The following is a 19,045-nucleotide window of genomic DNA, read 5'->3' on the forward strand; positions in this document are numbered from 1 at the left end:
CATATAAAAACGGAGCGCTGAAAGCGCGAAAGCAAATCTTTCGCGCTTTCAGCGCTCCGTTGTGTGTGGGTGTGTTCCCGACCCAGGGTTGCGCAGACCTAACGGCCTATTGACCCTGGGCTGGGCTCTAACGCGCTTTCAGCGCTCACTGTCCTTACAGGACACAAACAAAATACATAAATCCCTGTGGTCCGTGGCTTCAAAAATCCTCAAATATCAAACGATTGGAAAAGGCCGCCGGAGTTTTCGGAAAAGGCCGGCAGGGTTTTCGGAAAGGCTGCCGGAGTTTCGGAAAAGGCTGCCGGAGTTTTCAAAGGGGCGGCAGGTAAGGGGGTTAAGGGGAATAAGGGGTTAATATCCCTTGTACCCCTTAAGCCCCTTAAGCCCCTTGGCCTTTTCGGAAAGGCTGCCGGGGTTTGGGGAAAGTCTGCCAACCATACCAACCGAAAAACAAACTTTCTAAAGAATAGGGGGGAAAGGGGAAAAAGGGGACTTCTTATAGGGTATATTCCTCTTTCCTCCCTTTTTTTAAGGAAGTAAGGAAAAGGGGTGGTTAGGTTGGCAGAGTTTTTTTAAAAGGGGGAAAGGGTTTAAGGGAGAATTAAGGGGTAAAAGGGGTTTAAGGGTTTAAGGAGGACGTAGATGACTTTGCGGCTTCGTCCGTTTCCCGATTCAACTTCTTCTACCTCACCCGGGGAATCTTCCCCTCCCCCCCCGGGGAACTTTTTCCTCTGCTGCCCCGGGGAATCTTCCCCGCCCCCCCCGGGGAACTTTCCCCCCTCTGGGGTCGAATTCCCTCCCCCTGTAGGAACTTCTCCACAAGAATACGGGGTGATCCGTAATGCGTGCGACAGGTTACCAATCGGGCACAAAAAAAATCTCTTACCGACTCCGGGCATTCCCAGAAGGTAAGAGATCCTATATAGTTGTTTTGTTCTATTCCGGTGAAATACAGATTTAGTTTTTCACTATTTCTGTATTCATTTCATCCATCATCCGACGGATCTTTGCGTTCAGTTGCTGGCTCTTAGCACCGTAACCGGCTGCCTGGTATTGGTTAGCCTGATAACGCAACATCTCTAAAACACGAAGGTTTTGCTCATTCTTTCTTATCAACATAATTGCTTAAAATTTAGACGGTCCCTCCGGACCAGTCGGGTTAATAATTGGCGTTCACTTTGTCAAACGCTCTACAAAGATAACCATCTTAGGTCCGAAAATGTTTTAAAACATACGAAACGAAGACGTTTTTGTAGATTATTAACGTACGTACAGATTTATTTCTTTATCTTCGCCCCCAACGTTTGAAGTAGCGAGTGCAGAATCCGTGCTTGCATGGATTATGCCGAGTCACGCCAAACGACTAATTTTATGAACGTTTAAGTCAATCTATGCTGCAAGGAATCATAGCCACTGCTCCGATGTTTGCGTGCGCCTTCTGGTGCATCGCCCTGTTGGCGGATGTGCATCATCGCAACCGGGCGAAGAAGGTGTTCACCTTGTTTATGTTTGCTGCCTTTGTGCTTTATTTCTGTCATGCGGCGTTTTGCAGTTGGGAATACGACCTGGTCAAACATCTCGACAGCTTGTATATCCTGGTACACCTCTCGGTTTACCCGCTTTACTACCTCTATCTGCGCGCGCTGACCGATGAGAAGCCATTGACCTGGCGCGTGATCTGGATGTTTATTCCCGCGTTGGGCATGAGCCTGTATACGTTTGTACTCTACCGGTTGATGTCGGCGGAAGAGCTGATGGCTTTCCTGCTTCAGGTGATGTATAAGCAACCGGGCGATCATGTGTTTTCATTTTATGGCGAATTACAGATATGGAATCAACGCATCATTCCTTTTCTTTTCTTACTGACCATTCTGCCCGTGGCCTGGCAGGGTACCCGGCGGATCGTGCAATACAACAGGAGGCTGGAAGATTATTACTCCAACCAGGAAGGCAAACGGCTGGGACTGATGCGCACCATGCTTACCTTTTTTGTGATCTGCTCGGCGACGTCGGCCATCTTCGGCATCCTGGGAAGGGTTTCTTTTGTGCAATCGCCTCAACTGCTACTTATCCCTTCTGTTCTTTTCAGCACCTTGCTTTTCATGCTCGGGCTGGTTGGGTTCCGGCAAGACTTTACGGTCGACGATTTCAAGCGCGAAGCGAGCCGTTCTTTCTCGCCGGATCAGGAGTCTGCCGAAGACTATGCCGGCAAAGAAAACCGCCAGGAGATGCAAGCCTTACGCGACCGACTGATCGAGCTCTTGGAGAAAGAAGAATTATTTCGCGAGCCCAACCTGCGGATCACCGACCTGGCATCGCGGCTGGGCAGTAACCGGACCTATACCTCACGGGTGATCAACCAGGAATTGAACACCACCTTCTCTACTTTGATAAACAATTACCGCGTAGAATATTCCAAACAGCTCCTGAGCAACTCGGCCGCCAGTCAGCTGACCTTGCAGCAGATTGCCGAGAATGCCGGCTTTGCCAGCGACAGCTCTTTCTACCGGATCTTCCGCGAAGCAACGGGCGAATCACCCAAGAACTGGTACCGGAAAAGCATCGTTTAACCCGCCCGCCCCTTCCCTGCGATCGTATGATTTTTACGATTTGAGAGAGCATTTTTACCGTTTGAGATCCCCTTCCGAAGATTTATCCCCAAGTTTATGGCCACGTTCAAACGTGTATTAGAAACCATAAACAAATCAGAAAAATGAGAAAAGCATTACACCTTTTGAGTTTATTACTCTTTATCGCCTCCGCGCTCTGGGGGCAAAATGAGCAGCCGAATGGCAAGATGATCGTGGAAATCCATCAAGACGGGCAGTATATGCCTGTTGCCACATTCCCCGCCAGCCAGTATCCGCAAACGTTCGAAGCCGATCTGGACGAGAGTTACCGGGGAGATCTCAACGTGCGTATCCGTAAAGAAGGTGGCGGGTTGGGCTTTGCCGACCTGTTATTGATCGACGGGCAGGCAGGAAAAGCCAATGCCTACAAGACAAAGAAACTGGGAAATGACGACCTGGACGTGATCGAAATCACGGCCGATGGGATGGAATTACGTTTTACCGGCGTAACGAAAGGGCGGTTGGTACTCAAAGCGCTGATCGAACCCGAAGTGATCGAAGGCGTTCCTTTTTATAAAGATGTGATTGTAGAGAACGGTGACGTCTCCTGGACGTTGGCGAAATACAAGAAGCAGAACCGGGGCACGATCACGATCGACGGAACGCCCGACCGCTTGGATCCCGCCGATGCGTTCCGCGTGTACGACACCTACCCCTCCACCGGCCATCCGGACAGCAAAGCCTGGATATGGCTCTACAACGACGACCGCTACCTGTATGTCGCCTGCGAATGGGGTTCGGACAATACCTTCGACTACGGTGCGGACTTCTTCCGCTTGTATGTCGATGTAGAAGGCGAGATCAAAGCGTTCACCCAATGGTCCGACCGGGGAGAATACGGCCGGCCGGCTTTTGCCTATACCGATCTATTGCCCTATCAACATATGTGTTATGAAATGAAGATCCCCCTGGCGGAACTGGGCCGGAGCGATGAGCTTTCATTAGGGTTCGGGCTGTATGGGACGGCAGGACATTGGTTTGTGAACGATCCTTCTGAAGTCGTTGCGGGAGAGACGATGAATCCGGTCAGCGTAGCTGCTCCAGCAAGCCAACAAATAGGGCTCATACTTTGTACAACAGAAGGAGTAGAGATAGAGGAGAATTGGTTGACCGGTGGGGAGAGTATAACCCCGGCAGGAAATGATATCATCGGGTATACAGGCTACAAAGAAGCGGTGTTTGACAACTTGAAAATCAGCGAACCCGGAACATACAAGCTCGGATTGCTTATTAATGGAAACTTTTACAACAACGTGAGTTCCCCCTTCACCGTCCTTGGCTCATCCGCCTCCGTTCAAACCCATACCGTCACCCTCGAACTGGCACCGGGTATTCAGGCGAATCACTCTCCCGGCGCGTTGACCGTGATCGATGGCAGCCACCTGCACCTGAGCTTCTATGCGGAAGACCGGACGATCATCGGCAAAGATGTGGTGCTTTTCCTCGACGGACAAGAGACGGCGTTTAAGGACTTCGGTCCGAACTTCTACTTCAGCTATATCCTTAATCCGATCGAAGGCGACCATACGATCCGGATTGCATTGCGCAATTACCCGGTCACCCTGCCCGAAGTAAAAGGAGCGATAACCGATCCGGCAGCAGGTATATACCCGACAGCACTCGATCAGCCCTTCCATTTCAAGCTTACCCTGGAAGAGGGATACGATCAATCGGAAGTCAAGGTCTTCGCCAACGGGCAACTGCTGCAAGCCAACGCCACCCGCTCCACCGACTACAATTATACCCTGCCGAAAGTCAGCGGCCCGATAGAGATCGCAATCGAAGGGGTAGCAAGCAATGACCCGACAGGCAATACCGTATTGCCGCCGGCCATCCGTCTAAATGTAGAAGATGGCAAACTGAAGGTTGTCAGCCAAAAAGCAATGGATATTCGGATTTATGCCCCCACCGGAACGCTAAAAGCCGCAGAACGGATTAATGGCACCCAATGGATCGCCCTGCCCACAGGCGTTTACATCATCCGCATAGGCAATGAAACACATAAGTTATGGATTAACCCCTGATATATCCCCCTTCTATTGTAAGGATTCACTCCCAAGCGGCTGTGTCGGGCGACACAGCCGCTTTTCCAATCAAACACTTCCATTTCTGGATTTATTTCCTTATCTGCGTCCGTACTTAAAGCTCAAATAATATGGCAACAATCATCATAGAAGATAACAATCCACAGGCCCGGCGACTCCTTGAATTCATCCGGACATTGCCTTATGCAACAGTGCTTGAGGAAAAGAAAAGCTCCCGGAGAGCAATCGAAGAATGTCATGCGGTTACGGTAGACGCATTCTTTGATGAATTAGATAACAGAATAGAATCACAACACCCCAAAATGCTTTAACGCCTTATAGATTCCATCGTTGTCGACTGAATCCGTGACGTAGTCGGCCGCTTGTTTTACATCGTCTTCCGCATTGCCCATTGCGACTCCCAAAGCGACATGGCGAAGCATCTGGATATCATTACCGCCATCACCAAAAGCCATGATCTCTTCCAGGGCAATACCGAAATGCTTCCGGATCTTCTCGATACCGACACTTTTACTGCTTCCCTGGGGAACGACATCGGAGAATAAAGGATTCCAACGGGTCGCTTCGCAATGGGGCATGGCGGCCATGATCTGTTCTTCCTGGTGCTCGCGGAAGAAGGCAATGACCTGATAGACGGCTTGATCGGCCACCTCGCGCAAGGGGCGGATCGGTGGTGCGGGGAAGTTGAGCAGGTCGAAGATTTCATCGACCGCCTCGTCGCGGTAGTTCATAAAGATATCCCGATCCTGCACAATCGCGACCGGGAAATCCTGCACGGTCTCCTGATAACGCAACATCCCTTCGATATCTTCTGCCGCGATACGGTGTTTGTAGATCACCTCTTCCCTACCCGCCAGGCAATATCCGCCATTGAGCGTGATATACCCGTCGAATTCCAGATCGCCGAGATTATTAACTGCCTCCAGTCGGCGCCCGGTGGCAATAAACACTTTGATTCCTTTCTCGCGTAATAAACGAATGCTGTCGCGCGTGGATTGCGGGACAGCGTGCGTCTTGAAACTGACGAGCGTCCCGTCAATATCAAAAAAAACTGCTTTTATCATGATAACCTAAAAGACCTAAATTACTTTAAAAGCAAATCAACCTCCTCCTGCTTGCCGTCGTTCGGCGCGGGTTCGAGGTTCAGGAGGTTGCAGATCAATAAGTAAAGGTTGACATTGGGGATGGCGCCTACCCGTTCGCCTTTTTTGAAGGAGGGGCCGGCGGCATAGAAGATGGCTTGCATCTCCGGCGCCAGGTTGTCGTAGCCATGGGTGGCAGCGTAGCGCGGGCGCGATTCTGGACGGAACTGCACATAGGTACCGATATCGGGGATCACCACCAGATTGCCTACCCGGGGATGTTTCCCGTAAATCAGGCGTTCGGGCACTTCTTCTTTCTTATAGGCTTGGATATGCGGTACGGTTTGCAGGATCTCATAAGCCGTCTCACGGTAACTTTCTTTGCAGTAGAGCAAGGTCGGAACGCCATCGAACGAAAAGTCAAAGCTATCGCGCGGCAGGTAATCGTTCAGGTTGACATAGTTTTCCGGGTAGTAGGTCGCCATTCCATGATCGGAAAGCACCACGAAATCGATCTTCTTGAAGATATCGAGTTTACGCACTTCGGCGAAGAAATAGGCCAATAACTGATCCAGTTCCTCCACCACCTGCAAGGTAGCGACGGAATCGGGCGTAGCACGGTGACCGATCGCATCGGGTTCTTCGATATACCACATCAACAGATGCGGGCGGATCTCCTCCGGCAGTTGGAGCCAGGACAATACCGAGTCGGCCCGGTTCTTGAAAGGCACACTGCCGTCGAACTTTTTCCAGATCGAGGGTTGCATACCGTTTACCGCCGTTTCGCTACCTACCCAATAGAATGAAGCGGCCTTGACACCTTGCTTCTGCGCCGTGTTCCAGATCGGCTCTCCGCCATAGAAATCGGGGTTCTCCACCGCCTTGCGGTTGCCTATGGTATAGATCTTATCGAGGTCTTCCGCATAGAAGAAGTTATTCACTAAGCCATGATGATCGGGATGCAAGCCCGTTGCCATCGAGTAATGGTTGGGGAATGTCACACTGGGGAAACAGGGACGGAAATCTGCCCTCACCCCTACCCGCGCCAACGAGTCGAGCGTAGGCGTATGGGCCTTTTCCGGATAGTCGGAACGGAAACCATCTAAGGAGAGTACAACTACATAACGATCGTGACGGGGTCCTTTTGGCGTTGAACAGGAACTGCCTAAGAATGCGAGACAAGCAATCAGGCAGGCTAATGATACTGATATTCTTTTCATACAATTATGTTTTACCTGACAAAGGTAAGGAAAAAGCTTTGATTTAAAGGATTAAACGACAGGCTATGAACTGGAGATAATACATATCCAGCTCATAGCCTGTTATTTAATCATCAGAATCAGAGTTCAGAGATATACCAATCGGCATCCTCCTCCCCAAAGGTAGCCACCCAGTTGGTGAATCGGGGGAATTCCGTATCGATGCGCCGGCTTTCCGTCGCACCGGTAAAGGTATCGTCGCGATACAGGTTGATGGCAAACGGGAAATTATTGTTCGACACATAATAAATGCCATATTCCGGAGCAGACAGGTCGTTGACCGTCCCCAATAAATCCATATTCATCAACGAAGTCGGCGCATAGTTCGTCAGATGCACTTCGCGGGAACGGCCCGTATCGGTGCGAACAACGATAAAGGGGTTATAGGGAGGAACCACATGGGATTCGTCCACGCCGTTCTTGAATTCTGTTGTCACCGCGAATACAGCCTGTTGTTCAAGCGCAACAGACAGGTTATCAAATAAGACAACTGTCGGTTTATCCTGTCCGGGCTCCAACGAAACGCCTTGCATAAAGGAAGAGGTAATACCACTCTCAGACAAGATCGTTACGCTCTTAATATCTTCCTTGGCCACGTTGTCGAATTGATAGCCAAAGCCATTCCTGTAGGAAGCTCCATTGTGAACCGGAATAATCTCATCCACGATTTTTGTCACCCGATTCGATGCGTCCCGGTACACTTTGCTGTTATAACGGACAATCATATCATTCATATCATAATCGCCTTGCGAAGGCCAAAGGTCTTCAAAAGCCAACGTACCGTAATAGTTCACGTAATTATCTTCTTCACTCGGACCTTTCGTATCATCCGGCAAACCAGGCAGACTGGGATCAATCGCATCGCGCTCTTCGATATGGATATAGAAAATAGCATCATTATAGCTCCAGGCCCAACCCGGACCGTCGACATCATATCCTAAATGATCTTCAAAACAAAGGGCAATCATCTGCTCTCCGTCATAAGCGGCAACCGTGCGCTGGTAGTCTTTTTTACCTACACCCGCCAGCTTGTCGTTGTACACCGGATTGGTATAGAATATCGGATCGACAGTATAGGGCAATTGAGTCTCTTCGATAGAATTCCTTCCTTTGATCTCTATATTCCCTTTTGAATAGCAGTTAGCCAGATTCATAAAGCCAATACTAACACCGGCCGGGAACTCCTCTTCGAACTCATTTGTTTCTTCGTTCCAGTACATCAGTTGCACCTGGTCGCCAGGGGTGATCGCACAAGGGAAGTTCTCGTCTTTCGTCCGAATGAAAGGGAAAGAGATGATTTTGTTCTTGATCTGTTCTTTCGATTTCGGAGGATTATTGGTCGGATAAGAATAATAAGCATACGCATTGTAATAAGCAGCACTGGTATAAAGGAAGATCTGATAGACCTTTGTCGGCTTAACAATATGAATATCCATGCTTTTGCCATTGCCCACATAGACCGGGTCTTTCCTTACATTCTTTTTCACGAATGTATTATTCAAGCGGGTCATGAAATCGGAATCCAATTCTCTTTTGCCCAACTGGCTGATATAATCCGCCGATCCGTCCAGGTTCCAATCACCTAAGACTTTATATCCCTCCGGATATTTCCATCCATTTGCTGTAGCTCCACGGGTTGCCACTCCACCTTTGCTCTGCAACGATTGCCAATAGGCATCCTGATTAAAGGAAACCGATTTCGTATCCACATCCAACTGAACCAATTGGCTAACCCCCACATAGTTGGCATACAGGTACACCGTCTTAATATAAGCCGGAAGGGTGATCTCGCCGGTAAAGCGTCCGTTTTTATCTGTTATCGCCCGGTAAAGAGGCTCTTCTTTTGTCTTTTCAAATCCACCCTCCATCGGGATCAGGGGATCTTTATCAAAAAGCTCGAACAAAATGGAATAATCCGACAGACAGTAGTTGATGTCTACCGTAAATTTCTGTGTAGTCGAGAAATCAAAATAATCATCTTTGGAAGGGGTATCCGGTATTTCGGGAATGACCGGCGTTTCCGGCTCGGGTTCATAAACATCCTTATCGGTACAACCCACGGTTACAATCAGAAAAGAAAACAAGCTTAAGCTTAAGGTTTTTAACATGTTCATTTGTCTAAAACGTTTCATTTTGAAGTATTATCTATGTATTAGTTTTCTATTGCTGAGATATAACGTTTTAGAGCAGATTTTGTTCGGCTGATCCATAGGCGAATCAGCTTATTTAATTATTATTAACAACGAAGAGCTTGAAAGATCTGCGCGGCGAACGAGATACCGGTATTTTTCAGGTAAAATACTGGGTCACCCCGAACCGTAGGTCTCTTAGCAAAGCGTAAAGCAAAAGTTATGGATCACCTCTTCTTCGATAGTAAAAAAAGCACGCAGACTAAAGCGCAGATGATCGCAGATAAATATTAAATTCATAATAAATAATCTGCGTAGATCTGCGCTTTAGTCTGCGTCATCTGCGTTCCCTAATATTAGGGACAAATATTTTTTACTTCACCGCCAAAGTGACAATCGATTGAGCCGGAAGGGTTACTTTCAATACGCCTTTTTCGATCTTTGCGTCTTTGAAAGCGGCCGGTTTAACCTTGTCGGGCGCTTCAAAGGTGTTATGATCGTTGATCGAAGGCGAAGTCAGGATCGTTCCGGTTACATTTTTGATCGAAACATGCTGCAGGTCGATCGTAACCGTTTGTTTCTTCTCCAGATCGACATTAGAGAGTGAGAGGTGGATCGTACCCTGCGCGTCGCGGGAAGCGGTAGCGCTAACCATCGGCACCTCGCGGTCGTCGCGCACCTTCACCTTGTCGCAAATCAAGTCTAAAGGCAGGAAGGTAGCATCCTGGTGTACCTTATACATTTCGAACACATAATAGGTCGGCGTCAGGATCATTTTATCACCGTTGGTCAGGATCATCGCCTGAAGCACATTGGCCAACTGCGCGATATTCGCCATCTTCAATCGGTCGGTATACTTATGGAACACATCGAAAGTCAGCGAGGCAACGAAAGCATCACGCATCGTATTCTGCTGATACAGGTGGCCATTGATCGTTCCCGGTTCTTCATCCCACCAGGTTCCCCATTCGTCGAGCATCAAGCCGATGCGTTTGCGCGGATCGTACTTATCCATAATCGCACAATGCTTTTGGATGACCGTTTCGATCTCCAGACACTTACCCATCGTCCAGTAGTAATCTTCCGGTGTAAACTGCGTGGCGGAACCTTTGCTGCCGCTCCAACCGGTCACCGTATAATAATGTAAAGACAACCCGTTCATGCGGCCACCGACCTGCTGCATCAATACTTCGGTCCAGTTATAATCGTAATCACTGGCTCCGCTGGCGATCTTGAACAGGCGTTTGCCGTCGTAATTGCGGCAATAAGTGGCATAACGGCGATACAGATCGGAATAATACTCCGGGCGCATGCTACCGCCACAACCCCAGCTTTCGTTTCCAACGCCCCAGAACTTAACATTCCACGCCTTGTCTCTTCCGTTCTGCCGACGCAGGCGAGCCATCGGGCTGTCGCCTTCCGAATTGACATACTCCACCCATTTGGCCATCTCCTCGACACTGCCGCTCCCGACATTGGCGCTGATATAAGGCTCGGTGCCGATGATCTCACAAAGGTTCAGGAATTCATGGGTTCCGAAACTATTATCTTCAATGGTTCCACCCCAGTTGGTATTGACCATCTTCGGACGCTCCGCCCGCGGTCCGATTCCATCCATCCAATGATATTCGTCGGCAAAGCATCCTCCCGGCCAACGAAGGTTCGGGATCTGCAGGCGCTTCAAAGCCTCTACCACATCCTTGCGGTAACCGTCGGTATTGGGAATATCCGAATCCGGCCCCACCCAAAGGCCGCCATAGATACAGGTACCGAGATGTTCGGCAAACTGTCCGTAAAGATGTTTACTGATCTGTTGCGTTCCCTGGTCGGGATAAATGCGAATCGTCGCGTCTCTCTGAGCCAACGCGGGCAATGCCAACGCAAGACAAACGCCAATCAAAAGTCTTTTCATGATACTTATAATTTAATAGTTGTACTACTCTGAATTTGTCATGAGAGTGAAACACAGATTGGTGTCAAAAATACGTTTTTCTTTTTATCCGACAAACGAATCACGGTCAAAAAGGAAGAATAAGGGATCAAAAAAAAGGCTTTTGGTTTCCCAAAAGCCTTTTCGTATTAAGAAAGCCGCACCCTGGATATGAACAAACTCCGTATGACAGGATTTGAGTGCTTTGCCACCTTTGTAATCCGCTGTGCGATGCATACCCCGAAGGGCGCGGCCCGCCATTGGCGACAAGAGCTTTGTCTCGGAATTGAAATAAACTTGATGAGTTTCCCAATCGATAAGTGCGGCTTAACTCATTTCTTATTTCGTAAGACAAACATAAGGAAAAGGATCGAGATATACAAATAAAAAATGGACTAAATCACTCCCTTTTTCTGTTATCTGTCTTTATTTATCAAACAAAAAAAGAGACCTTTTGGTTTAAAAGATCTCTTCTTCATTCGTTCAAAGTATTTTATTTTACTTTATCTACGATGGCTTTAAAGGCTTCCGGATGGTTCATTGCCAAGTCGGCCAACACTTTACGGTTGATCTCGATTCCTTTGGCGTGTAATGCACCCATCAAACGCGAGTAAGACATTCCTTCCTGACGGGCAGCCGCGTTGATACGTTGGATCCACAAGGCGCGGAACGAACGTTTTTTGTTACGACGGTCGCGGAATGCATACGTCAAACCTTTTTCCCAGGTGTTCTTTGCTACGGTCCAAACGTTCTTACGCGCCCCGTAATAGCCCCTGGTGAGCTTTAAAATCCGTTTTCTCTTTGCTCTTGAAGCAACATGATTTACTGATCTCGGCATAATTCTAATCTGTTTTTGAATGTTAGCGTCATCCGTTGCGGGATGATCTTTCAGGCTAAATACATTCTGTTAATAAAAATCGTTTTTAAACTCGCTGGTAAAAGAAATTTACTTGATGGCAAGCATTTGCTTCACACTGTTCACATCCACACTGGCCACTAAGCCGGTATGCGTAAGATTTCTTTTTGCCTTTTTAGTCTTCTTGGTCAGAATGTGACTTTTAAAAGCGTGTTTTCTTTTGATTTTTCCTGTTCCGGTAAGGGCGAACCTCTTTTTGGCACCGGAATTAGTCTTCATCTTAGGCATTTTGCTGTTTTTATTTAATTATTACTATTTAGAAACCCAACACGGGTGTCTTTCTTTTTTTAGTTTTCTTCGCCCGACTCTTCCTGTTCGGCTTCCGTTTCGGCGGCCGGTTTGGGAGAAACGATCACCTTTTTGGGCGGTTGCACGGGCTGGGGCTTCGGCTTTGCCACATTTTGTTTCTTTGGAGAAAACATAATAATCATACGTTTTCCTTCCAATACAGGCATTTGCTCCACCTTTCCGTAATCTTCCAGATCATTGGCAAAACGAAGCAATAGCACTTCGCCTTGTTCTTTAAAAAGAATCGACCGTCCCTTGAAGAATACATAAGCTTTCACTTTAGCGCCTTCTTCCAGGAAGCTCTTGGCATGTTTCAATTTGAAGTTGTAGTCGTGATCGTCTGTTTGAGGTCCGAACCGAATCTCCTTTACCACCACTTTCACCGCTTTCGCCTTCTGTTCCTTCTGGCGCTTTTTCTGTTGATAGAGGAATTTCTGATAATCGGTAATCCGACAAACGGGGGGCAGGGCATTGGGCGAAATCTCAACCAGATCTAATCCTTTATCTTCCGCCATTTTCAGTGCTTGTGAAAGCGTATATACGCCTTGTTCCACTTCGTCACCTACTAATCGAACTTCCCGAGCACGGATGCGCTCGTTAATCTTGTATAGTTCTTTGGGGTTCTCTCTCCTCATTAAAAAACTTTTTATCTCCTCGTTATTAGTTGTTTACGCTATTATCATTTTGCCAACGATTCATCATTTCCTCCACTTCATCGTTTAAAAGCGCTGCAAATGTAGTAATTTTCATGGAACCTTTATCACCTTCGCCCTGTTTTCTTACAGAAACTTCGTTATTTTCAGCTTCTTTCTCGCCGACAATAAGCATATAAGGGATACGTTTGAGTTCATTATCGCGGATCTTCCGGCCTACCTTCTCGTTCCGGTCGTCGACCACCACACGGATATCCTGATCTTCCAGCTGACGGGAAATCTCCCATGCGTAGTCGTTAAACTTTTCACTGATCGGCAGGATAGCCACCTGATCCGGGGTCAGCCAAAGCGGGAATTTACCGGCAGTATGTTCAATCAATACGGCCACAAAACGTTCCATCGATCCGAACGGTGCACGGTGAATCATCACCGGCCGGTGTTTCTTATTGTCTTCTCCGGTATATTCGAGATCAAACCGTTCCGGCAAACTATAATCCACCTGGATCGTGCCCAACTGCCAACGGCGTCCTAAGGCGTCTTTCACCATAAAGTCGAGCTTCGGACCGTAGAAAGCAGCTTCTCCCAGTTCGACGCGGGCTTTCAAACCGGCTTCCTGGCAGGCTTCAACAATCGCGCTTTCCGCTTTTTCCCAGTTCTCATCCGAACCGATATATTTTTCTTTGTTATTCGGATCACGCAAAGAGATCTGTGCTTCGAAGTTCTCGAAATCCAATGCTTTGAAGATAATGAAGATAATATCCATCACCTTCAGGAATTCCTCTTTCAACTGGTCCGGACGACAGAACAGATGCGCATCATCCTGCGTAAACCCGCGCACACGGGTCAATCCGTGCAACTCACCACTCTGCTCATAGCGATACACCGTACCGAATTCGGCAAAGCGGATCGGCAGGTCTTTGTACGACCGGGGTGTCAACTTATAGATCTCGCAATGGTGCGGGCAGTTCATCGGTTTCAACAGGAACTCTTCACCTTCCTGCGGCGTATGAATCGGTTGGAACGAGTCTTTTCCGTATTTCTCATAGTGTCCCGAAGTAACATACAGGTTCTTGCCTCCGATATGCGGGGTCATCACCTGCTTGTAACCATATTTCTTCTGGATCCGTTTCAGGAAGTCTTCCAACTGCAGGCGCAACTGTGTACCTCTGGGCAACCACAAAGGGAGTCCGGCTCCTACATTCTGAGAGAAAGCGAACAGTTCCAGTTCTTTTCCGATCTTACGATGGTCGCGTTTCTTGGCTTCTTCCAACAGCGTCAGATACTCATCCAACAGTTTCTTCTTCGGGAAAGTAATCCCGTAGAGACGCACCAATTGCTTGCGTTTCTCATCGCCTCTCCAATAAGCGCCGGCGACGCTCAGGATCTTTACCGCCTTGATATAGGAGGTATTCGGCAGGTGAGGTCCACGACAGAGGTCGGTGAAAGCGCCTTGTGTGTATGTAGTAATCGTACCGTCTTCCAGTTCGCTGATCAATTCGGTTTTATATACTTCACCCCGATCACCAAACATCGTCAACGCTTCACTTTTCGCGATATCGGCACGTTTGATTTCTTCTTTCCGGGCAATCAGTTCCATCATCTTGGCTTCGATAGCCGGGAAATCACTTTCTTTAATGGTTATTCCTTCACCCGGATCCACGTCGTAGTAGAATCCGTTCTCAATAGCCGGACCGATACCGAATTTCACGCCCGGATACAGTTCCTGCAAGGCTTCGGCCATCAGGTGAGCGCTCGAATGCCAATAAGCATGTTTGCCTTCATCGTCTTCCCACTTCAATAACTTAACGGTAGAATCGGCATCGATAGGGCGACTCAGATCCCAAGTCTCGCCATTCACCGTAGCCGCCAACACATCCTGAGCCAGACGGGAACTGATACTCTCTGCAATCTGCAGCGCCGTCGTCCCTTTGGCAAATTCTCTTACGGAACCATCCGGAAAAGTAATCTTTATCATATCTTATCTTCTATGTTTCAATAAATAATCGGCAAAGATACATACTAATTGACAATTGACAATGGACAATTGACAATTAAAATTCACCGCTTTGCGCTCATTGTCAATTATCAATTGTCAATTGTCAATTCAATTCGTCATTCTTTTTATGATGCTATACGCATTGATGATGCCCAGTTCGCCGGCTTTGCTCAGGTCGGCGATGCCGCGGTTGACATCGCCTTGCGACAGGCGGGTCAGTCCCCGGTTGAAGTAGGCTTCGGCGAAGTTCGGATCGCGCGCGATCGCCTGGTTGTAGTCTAAGATGGCGGCACGGTAATCGCGCTGGGCACAACGCAGATTGCCCCGGTTGAAGTAAGCAAAGACAAAATCAGGGTTCTGCTGAAGCACCAGATCATAATCTCTGACAATCATCTCATGCGTAAGATTCCGTTTATTATCCCTCAACTGCGCGGAGGCCGGGTCGACCAACTGCGCTTGTGGTTTCTTGCCGGTGTTCAGCGTCATACTCGTCACCGAAAACTCCTCCTCATACGTTGCTTGAGACAAGCTATATTCCAATTGTTTATAGCGAACCACTGCCCGGTTGAAATAAGCCATAGTAAACGTTGGGTCGATAGCAATCACCTGATCATAGTCGCTTATCGCTTCCTGGAAATCCTGCACCAGCATATAATCAATGGCTCGTCCGAAATAAGCGATCGCATTATTCGGATCTTCGGCAATATCGGCCGAAAACTCATCGATCGAAGCAAAGTGAGTCGCAATCTGCCCCTCATCCAATGCCGCTTCCTCATTGGTTATGCGAAGGTAACGGGGCAAAAGCATGCGGTCGTTGAAATCTTCCAGCATCCGGTCGTAGTTCACATTTTTCTTGACGGGATCAGGTTTTTCGTAGTAAGTCAATACGAACTGAGGCTCCAGATCCACGCGCACATTGCGGTCTTGTACCCGTCCGCGCACTTCGCTCTCGTATTTTCTTTTCTGCTCTTCCGCTTTATCGTACACCACCAGGTGGTTGAACTTATTGATATTCTTATCCGACTCTTCGCGTGTATTGTCGTCCGAATCCTCACCGCCGTCGGTTGCCTTATCCGCCGTAGCGGTTCCGGTGCGGCCCGCCGCCCGGTCTTTGCGCATCTGCTCTTCTTTTTCAAAGGCGATCCAATAGTCACGATCGGCACCGGCCTGGTCGTTCAATTGGCGCTTCGCATCCGCCCGGCTGTAATATCCGGGAAGGAAATTGGGGTATTCGGCCAACACGACATCGATATCGTCGATAGAACCTAAATGATCGCCCACTTCAGCCTTCAACAGGGCCCGGTTGTAATAAGCCATATAGTTATCCGGCTCCAGACTGATCACCACATCAAAATCTTCAATCGCCCGATTGCTATCTCCCACCTGGGCACGCAGCAATCCGCGGTTGAAACGGGCAATCAGGTTCTGACTATCCATATGGATCACCTGATCGTAGTCGTCCATCGCCCCGCGCAGGTCGTTCATCTGGTAGCGCACCAGTCCCCGGTTGATGAAATATCCGCTCTGGCGGGTCTCCAACCGGATCGCTTCGTTCAAATCATTTAAAGCGCCTTCGTAATCGTTGGTCTGATAACGCACAATCGCCCGGTTTCCATAACCTGCCGCATAATAAGGATCCATCGAGATCGCCTTATCGTAGTCGGCCAGCGCCAAAGCCGTATCGCCCCGTTCGATATACATCGCCCCACGGGTCAGGTAATTCATCGAATGACGCGGATGTGCCCGCATCAAATCGTCAAACACCTTCTCGGCACCGTCGTAATCCTTCTGTTGAATATAAGCAACAGCCATATTCACCAGCATACCCCGATCTTCCGGCCGATACTCCAGCCCTTTCCGGTAGTCTTCGATCGCTTCACTCAATTTATCCTGACTCTGCCGGGCAATACCGCGGGCATAATAGGCTTGTACCAAAAACTGATTTCGCTCAAGGCATAACGTGCAATCATCCTCCGCTCCTTTGTAATCATCCAGATTGATCTTTGCTACAGCCCGGTAAAAATAGGGTTCGGCCAACCAGGGTTTCGAACGAATCACCTGATTAAAATATTGGATTGAGAGAACATAGTCCTCAAAATACAAGGCATTCCTACCAACTGCCAGTACACGATCGGTATTGATCTGCGCAAACAACGACAGTGAACAGAGCTGCAATGCGATCAGAAATACAATTTTCTTCATTCGTTTGCTTTTCCTTTGTAGCTCAAGTTTAAAATCCGACCAATTTACTATCACTTTAGTCGAACAAAGGGCAAAAATAAGGAAATTATCTTAGGAAACAGGAGGCTAATTCTTAAAAACTAAAAATTAAATACAAAGAGAAGTCAGGCATTATCCATCTCTTCCAGTAAACGGTCTACTTCTTCTTTAAGGTAAGGCAGATCTTTACAGATAATAGACCAGATACGCTCATCGTCAATCCCATCATAAGCATGACTGATTAGATTGCGCAGATTTACAATATTACGTGCATGAGATATGGCAATGTCTGGTTGTTTCGACAAGATACGGTTCATGGCTTCACCAACTATCTCGAGATTACGTTCAATATACAGACGCGTCACGTCGTCATTCTTATAGATAAAGAAATTACGTCGTGGTCCAAGTATATGATTAATGCGGACGATACAGGTTTGTATATCTTCCAACCATACGGGTATTCTATGCGGCATAGACCAGCTGCTTTTGTTTTTCAATATATTGCCGGAAACGGCGGTTACGAATAGAGCTATCATTTACGATATCTACTTTACGACCAAACAACAGTTGCATTTGTTCATGAAAAGCATCCGCATTCCGGATATAGTCAAAATGCTCAAAATCATAGATAATATCTTCATACTCGATCAATAGATCGATATCGCTCGATTCGTTAAACGGATTACCATCAATACCACGGCCGGTAGCGGAGCCAAAGACATAGAGTCTTTTGACGTGATATTCCCGACAAAGCTCCGTGATACGTTCCAGATTATCTACAATGATCGGTTCCATACTTCATTTTTGTTAGCCATACTCCTTTAGCAAAGATAAGGCTTTGGGATAGAAATACAAATTATTACGGCAAAAAAGGAGCTCTTCTCCATTAAGCTTTCACAAGACACTCGTCTTTTGTCAATCTTTTTTTCTTCTATACTTTATCTTCAGATCATTCAGGACGGCAGTTACCCAACTAACATCCAATATATTAAATTCTGAAAGATAAAACATCACCGCCTTTTTCATCTTTCAGCCTACCGTTAGGCCCGGGTATAGAGGCGATTGTTTTTAGGTCCGGCCGCACGGAGAATACCTTCCGCAATGAAGGACTTCAAATCCTTGAGTGCCATATATTTACTACAACAATTAAATTGCACGTAATCGGTAGAAGAAAGAAAACCATGCCGGTCGAGGTAAGACAGAAGCCGGGCACGACGCTCTTCCGGAGTGTACGACCGGACGGAAGACTTCGGGGCACGCACAAAATGCATACGCGCCGAAAGGCGACGGCGCATCTCCTTACACAAACGGAAGTTCACCCGCTTGAAACAAATCGATTGTGCATTGACCATCCGGGCTTCACCCTCATCCTCTGCCTCAGACGATCCAGCCGACTCGTCGCCCTCCGACGGACGGCTGCCGATAGCGACACTAAAAAAGCCTATCCCGTCGAGCTCCACATTGTAACCATCGGCCAGGCTACGTTCCAAAAGCTCGGAGACAAGTTGCAACGAGGCCTTGACATCCGCCGCCGACAACGTAGAATACTCGTGCGCATAACGCTCCATCATATCATTGATACGCACCGTTTCTTTGACCACCAAGACCGGATAAAGACGTTCACTGTCCGGATTACTTTTCAATCCGGGACGTTTCACAAATTGATATTTCGCTTTCATATCTATTCTTTTTAGGCTTATTTTTCTTATATTTGGTATCCTTTTTTACGTTTGCCACCGTCGAACCGCTGTTTGACAGCTGTCAACCAACTGTTCCACAGCTGTCGAACAACTGTCCCACAGCTGTCAAACAATAGAAATCACCTATGAAGATAGTAAATATTAACGGAAAAATCAAATAATCGAATACATTTTAAATAAAAAGGGTGTGTCAATCG

General features: G+C 47.8%; 17 protein-coding genes. 4 read left to right on the forward strand and 13 right to left on the reverse strand.

The genetic code is table 11. From position 1 onward, the window contains the following. Positions 1–186 precede the first annotated feature (186 nt). Positions 187–540 (forward strand): hypothetical protein, encoded by a 354-nt coding sequence (locus M2133_RS14125; RefSeq protein WP_277466831.1) that lies wholly within the window; start codon positions 187–189, stop codon positions 538–540. A gap of 417 nt (positions 541–957) precedes the next feature. Here M2133_RS14125 and M2133_RS14130 read toward each other — a convergent pair whose 3' ends face one another. Then, a complete protein-coding gene (locus tag M2133_RS14130) occupies positions 958–1,119 on the reverse strand; it encodes a hypothetical protein (protein ID WP_277466832.1) in 162 nt (53 codons plus the stop codon). Positions 1,120–1,391: 272 nt separating this feature from the next. On the opposite strand from M2133_RS14130, the gene M2133_RS14135 reads away from it, so the two are divergent. The 3 genes from M2133_RS14135 to M2133_RS14145 all read left to right on the forward strand — a co-directional run bounded on the left by M2133_RS14135 (position 1,392) and on the right by M2133_RS14145 (position 4,986). Continuing rightward, the gene (locus M2133_RS14135) at positions 1,392–2,570 is read left to right on the forward strand and encodes a helix-turn-helix transcriptional regulator (protein ID WP_277466833.1); all 1,179 of its coding nucleotides are present in this window, start codon (positions 1,392–1,394) and stop codon (positions 2,568–2,570) included. A 143-nt stretch (positions 2,571–2,713) separates the two neighbouring features. Continuing rightward, positions 2,714–4,654, forward strand: coding sequence for a hypothetical protein (locus M2133_RS14140; RefSeq protein ID WP_277466834.1), 1,941 nt, complete (start codon positions 2,714–2,716; stop codon positions 4,652–4,654). 131 nt (positions 4,655–4,785) lie between these two features. After that, positions 4,786–4,986 carry a hypothetical protein gene (locus M2133_RS14145; protein ID WP_277466835.1) on the forward strand — a complete coding sequence of 67 codons (201 nt, stop codon included), beginning with the start codon at positions 4,786–4,788 and terminating at the stop codon, positions 4,984–4,986. On the opposite strand, the gene M2133_RS14150 is transcribed toward M2133_RS14145, so the two are convergent. The 12 genes from M2133_RS14150 to M2133_RS14205 form a co-directional block, all read right to left on the reverse strand. Beyond that, positions 4,963–5,739: a Cof-type HAD-IIB family hydrolase gene (locus M2133_RS14150; RefSeq protein WP_277466836.1), complete on the reverse strand. Its 777-nt coding sequence runs from the start codon at positions 5,737–5,739 to the stop codon at positions 4,963–4,965. The genes M2133_RS14145 and M2133_RS14150 overlap by 24 nt on opposite strands. A 20-nt stretch (positions 5,740–5,759) precedes the next feature. Further along, positions 5,760–6,977, reverse strand: coding sequence for an ectonucleotide pyrophosphatase/phosphodiesterase (locus M2133_RS14155; protein ID WP_277466837.1), 1,218 nt, complete (start codon positions 6,975–6,977; stop codon positions 5,760–5,762). A 119-nt stretch (positions 6,978–7,096) separates the two neighbouring features. Then, the gene (locus M2133_RS14160; RefSeq protein ID WP_277466838.1) at positions 7,097–9,124 is read right to left on the reverse strand and encodes an LruC domain-containing protein; all 2,028 of its coding nucleotides are present in this window, start codon (positions 9,122–9,124) and stop codon (positions 7,097–7,099) included. 394 nt (positions 9,125–9,518) lie between these two features. Continuing rightward, positions 9,519–11,057, reverse strand: coding sequence for an alpha-N-arabinofuranosidase (locus tag M2133_RS14165; protein ID WP_277466839.1), 1,539 nt, complete (start codon positions 11,055–11,057; stop codon positions 9,519–9,521). A 511-nt stretch (positions 11,058–11,568) separates the two neighbouring features. Further along, the gene (gene rplT / locus M2133_RS14170; RefSeq protein ID WP_277466840.1) at positions 11,569–11,913 is read right to left on the reverse strand and encodes a 50S ribosomal protein L20; all 345 of its coding nucleotides are present in this window, start codon (positions 11,911–11,913) and stop codon (positions 11,569–11,571) included. Positions 11,914–12,021: 108 nt separating this feature from the next. Beyond that, positions 12,022–12,219, reverse strand: coding sequence for a 50S ribosomal protein L35 (gene rpmI / locus M2133_RS14175; RefSeq protein ID WP_277466841.1), 198 nt, complete (start codon positions 12,217–12,219; stop codon positions 12,022–12,024). Between the two features lie 59 nt (positions 12,220–12,278). Beyond that, on the reverse strand, positions 12,279–12,914 hold the full coding sequence (gene infC / locus M2133_RS14180; protein WP_277466842.1) for a translation initiation factor IF-3: 636 nt from the start codon (positions 12,912–12,914) through the stop codon (positions 12,279–12,281). A gap of 25 nt (positions 12,915–12,939) precedes the next feature. Then, positions 12,940–14,907, reverse strand: a complete 1,968-nt coding sequence (gene thrS, locus M2133_RS14185; RefSeq protein WP_277466843.1) for a threonine--tRNA ligase — start codon at positions 14,905–14,907, stop codon at positions 12,940–12,942. 129 nt (positions 14,908–15,036) lie between these two features. Continuing rightward, entirely contained in the window at positions 15,037–17,130 is a 2,094-nt protein-coding gene (locus M2133_RS14190; RefSeq protein ID WP_277466844.1) for a tetratricopeptide repeat protein, read from the reverse strand. A gap of 143 nt (positions 17,131–17,273) precedes the next feature. Further along, on the reverse strand, positions 17,274–17,621 hold the full coding sequence (locus M2133_RS14195; protein WP_277466845.1) for a HepT-like ribonuclease domain-containing protein: 348 nt from the start codon (positions 17,619–17,621) through the stop codon (positions 17,274–17,276). Beyond that, positions 17,611–17,943: a nucleotidyltransferase domain-containing protein gene (locus tag M2133_RS14200; protein WP_277466846.1), complete on the reverse strand. Its 333-nt coding sequence runs from the start codon at positions 17,941–17,943 to the stop codon at positions 17,611–17,613. Before M2133_RS14200 ends, M2133_RS14195 begins: the two co-directional genes overlap by 11 nt. 245 nt (positions 17,944–18,188) lie before the next feature. Next, positions 18,189–18,827: a hypothetical protein gene (locus tag M2133_RS14205; protein ID WP_277466847.1), complete on the reverse strand. Its 639-nt coding sequence runs from the start codon at positions 18,825–18,827 to the stop codon at positions 18,189–18,191. Between the last annotated feature and the right edge of the window lie 218 nt (positions 18,828–19,045).

This window comes from Parabacteroides sp. PF5-6 (assembly GCF_029504695.1).
GTDB lineage: Bacteria > Bacteroidota > Bacteroidia > Bacteroidales > Tannerellaceae > QVMG01.

What these genes read in the sequence shown, in the direction of transcription:
- M2133_RS14130 (WP_277466832.1), bottom strand. Translation starts at nt 1,119, where the DNA reads ATGTTGATAAGAAAGAATGAGCAAAACCTTCGTGTTTTAGAGATGTTG.
- M2133_RS14135 (WP_277466833.1), top strand. Translation starts at nt 1,392, where the DNA reads ATGCTGCAAGGAATCATAGCCACTGCTCCGATGTTTGCGTGCGCCTTC.
- M2133_RS14140 (WP_277466834.1), top strand. Translation starts at nt 2,714, where the DNA reads ATGAGAAAAGCATTACACCTTTTGAGTTTATTACTCTTTATCGCCTCC.
- M2133_RS14145 (WP_277466835.1), top strand. Translation starts at nt 4,786, where the DNA reads ATGGCAACAATCATCATAGAAGATAACAATCCACAGGCCCGGCGACTC.
- M2133_RS14150 (WP_277466836.1), bottom strand. Translation starts at nt 5,739, where the DNA reads ATGATAAAAGCAGTTTTTTTTGATATTGACGGGACGCTCGTCAGTTTC.
- M2133_RS14155 (WP_277466837.1), bottom strand. Translation starts at nt 6,977, where the DNA reads ATGAAAAGAATATCAGTATCATTAGCCTGCCTGATTGCTTGTCTCGCA.
- M2133_RS14160 (WP_277466838.1), bottom strand. Translation starts at nt 9,124, where the DNA reads ATGTTAAAAACCTTAAGCTTAAGCTTGTTTTCTTTTCTGATTGTAACC.
- M2133_RS14165 (WP_277466839.1), bottom strand. Translation starts at nt 11,057, where the DNA reads ATGAAAAGACTTTTGATTGGCGTTTGTCTTGCGTTGGCATTGCCCGCG.
- rplT (WP_277466840.1), bottom strand. Translation starts at nt 11,913, where the DNA reads ATGCCGAGATCAGTAAATCATGTTGCTTCAAGAGCAAAGAGAAAACGG.
- rpmI (WP_277466841.1), bottom strand. Translation starts at nt 12,219, where the DNA reads ATGCCTAAGATGAAGACTAATTCCGGTGCCAAAAAGAGGTTCGCCCTT.
- infC (WP_277466842.1), bottom strand. Translation starts at nt 12,914, where the DNA reads ATGAGGAGAGAGAACCCCAAAGAACTATACAAGATTAACGAGCGCATC.
- thrS (WP_277466843.1), bottom strand. Translation starts at nt 14,907, where the DNA reads ATGATAAAGATTACTTTTCCGGATGGTTCCGTAAGAGAATTTGCCAAA.
- M2133_RS14190 (WP_277466844.1), bottom strand. Translation starts at nt 17,130, where the DNA reads ATGAAGAAAATTGTATTTCTGATCGCATTGCAGCTCTGTTCACTGTCG.
- M2133_RS14195 (WP_277466845.1), bottom strand. Translation starts at nt 17,621, where the DNA reads ATGCCGCATAGAATACCCGTATGGTTGGAAGATATACAAACCTGTATC.
- M2133_RS14200 (WP_277466846.1), bottom strand. Translation starts at nt 17,943, where the DNA reads ATGGAACCGATCATTGTAGATAATCTGGAACGTATCACGGAGCTTTGT.
- M2133_RS14205 (WP_277466847.1), bottom strand. Translation starts at nt 18,827, where the DNA reads ATGAAAGCGAAATATCAATTTGTGAAACGTCCCGGATTGAAAAGTAAT.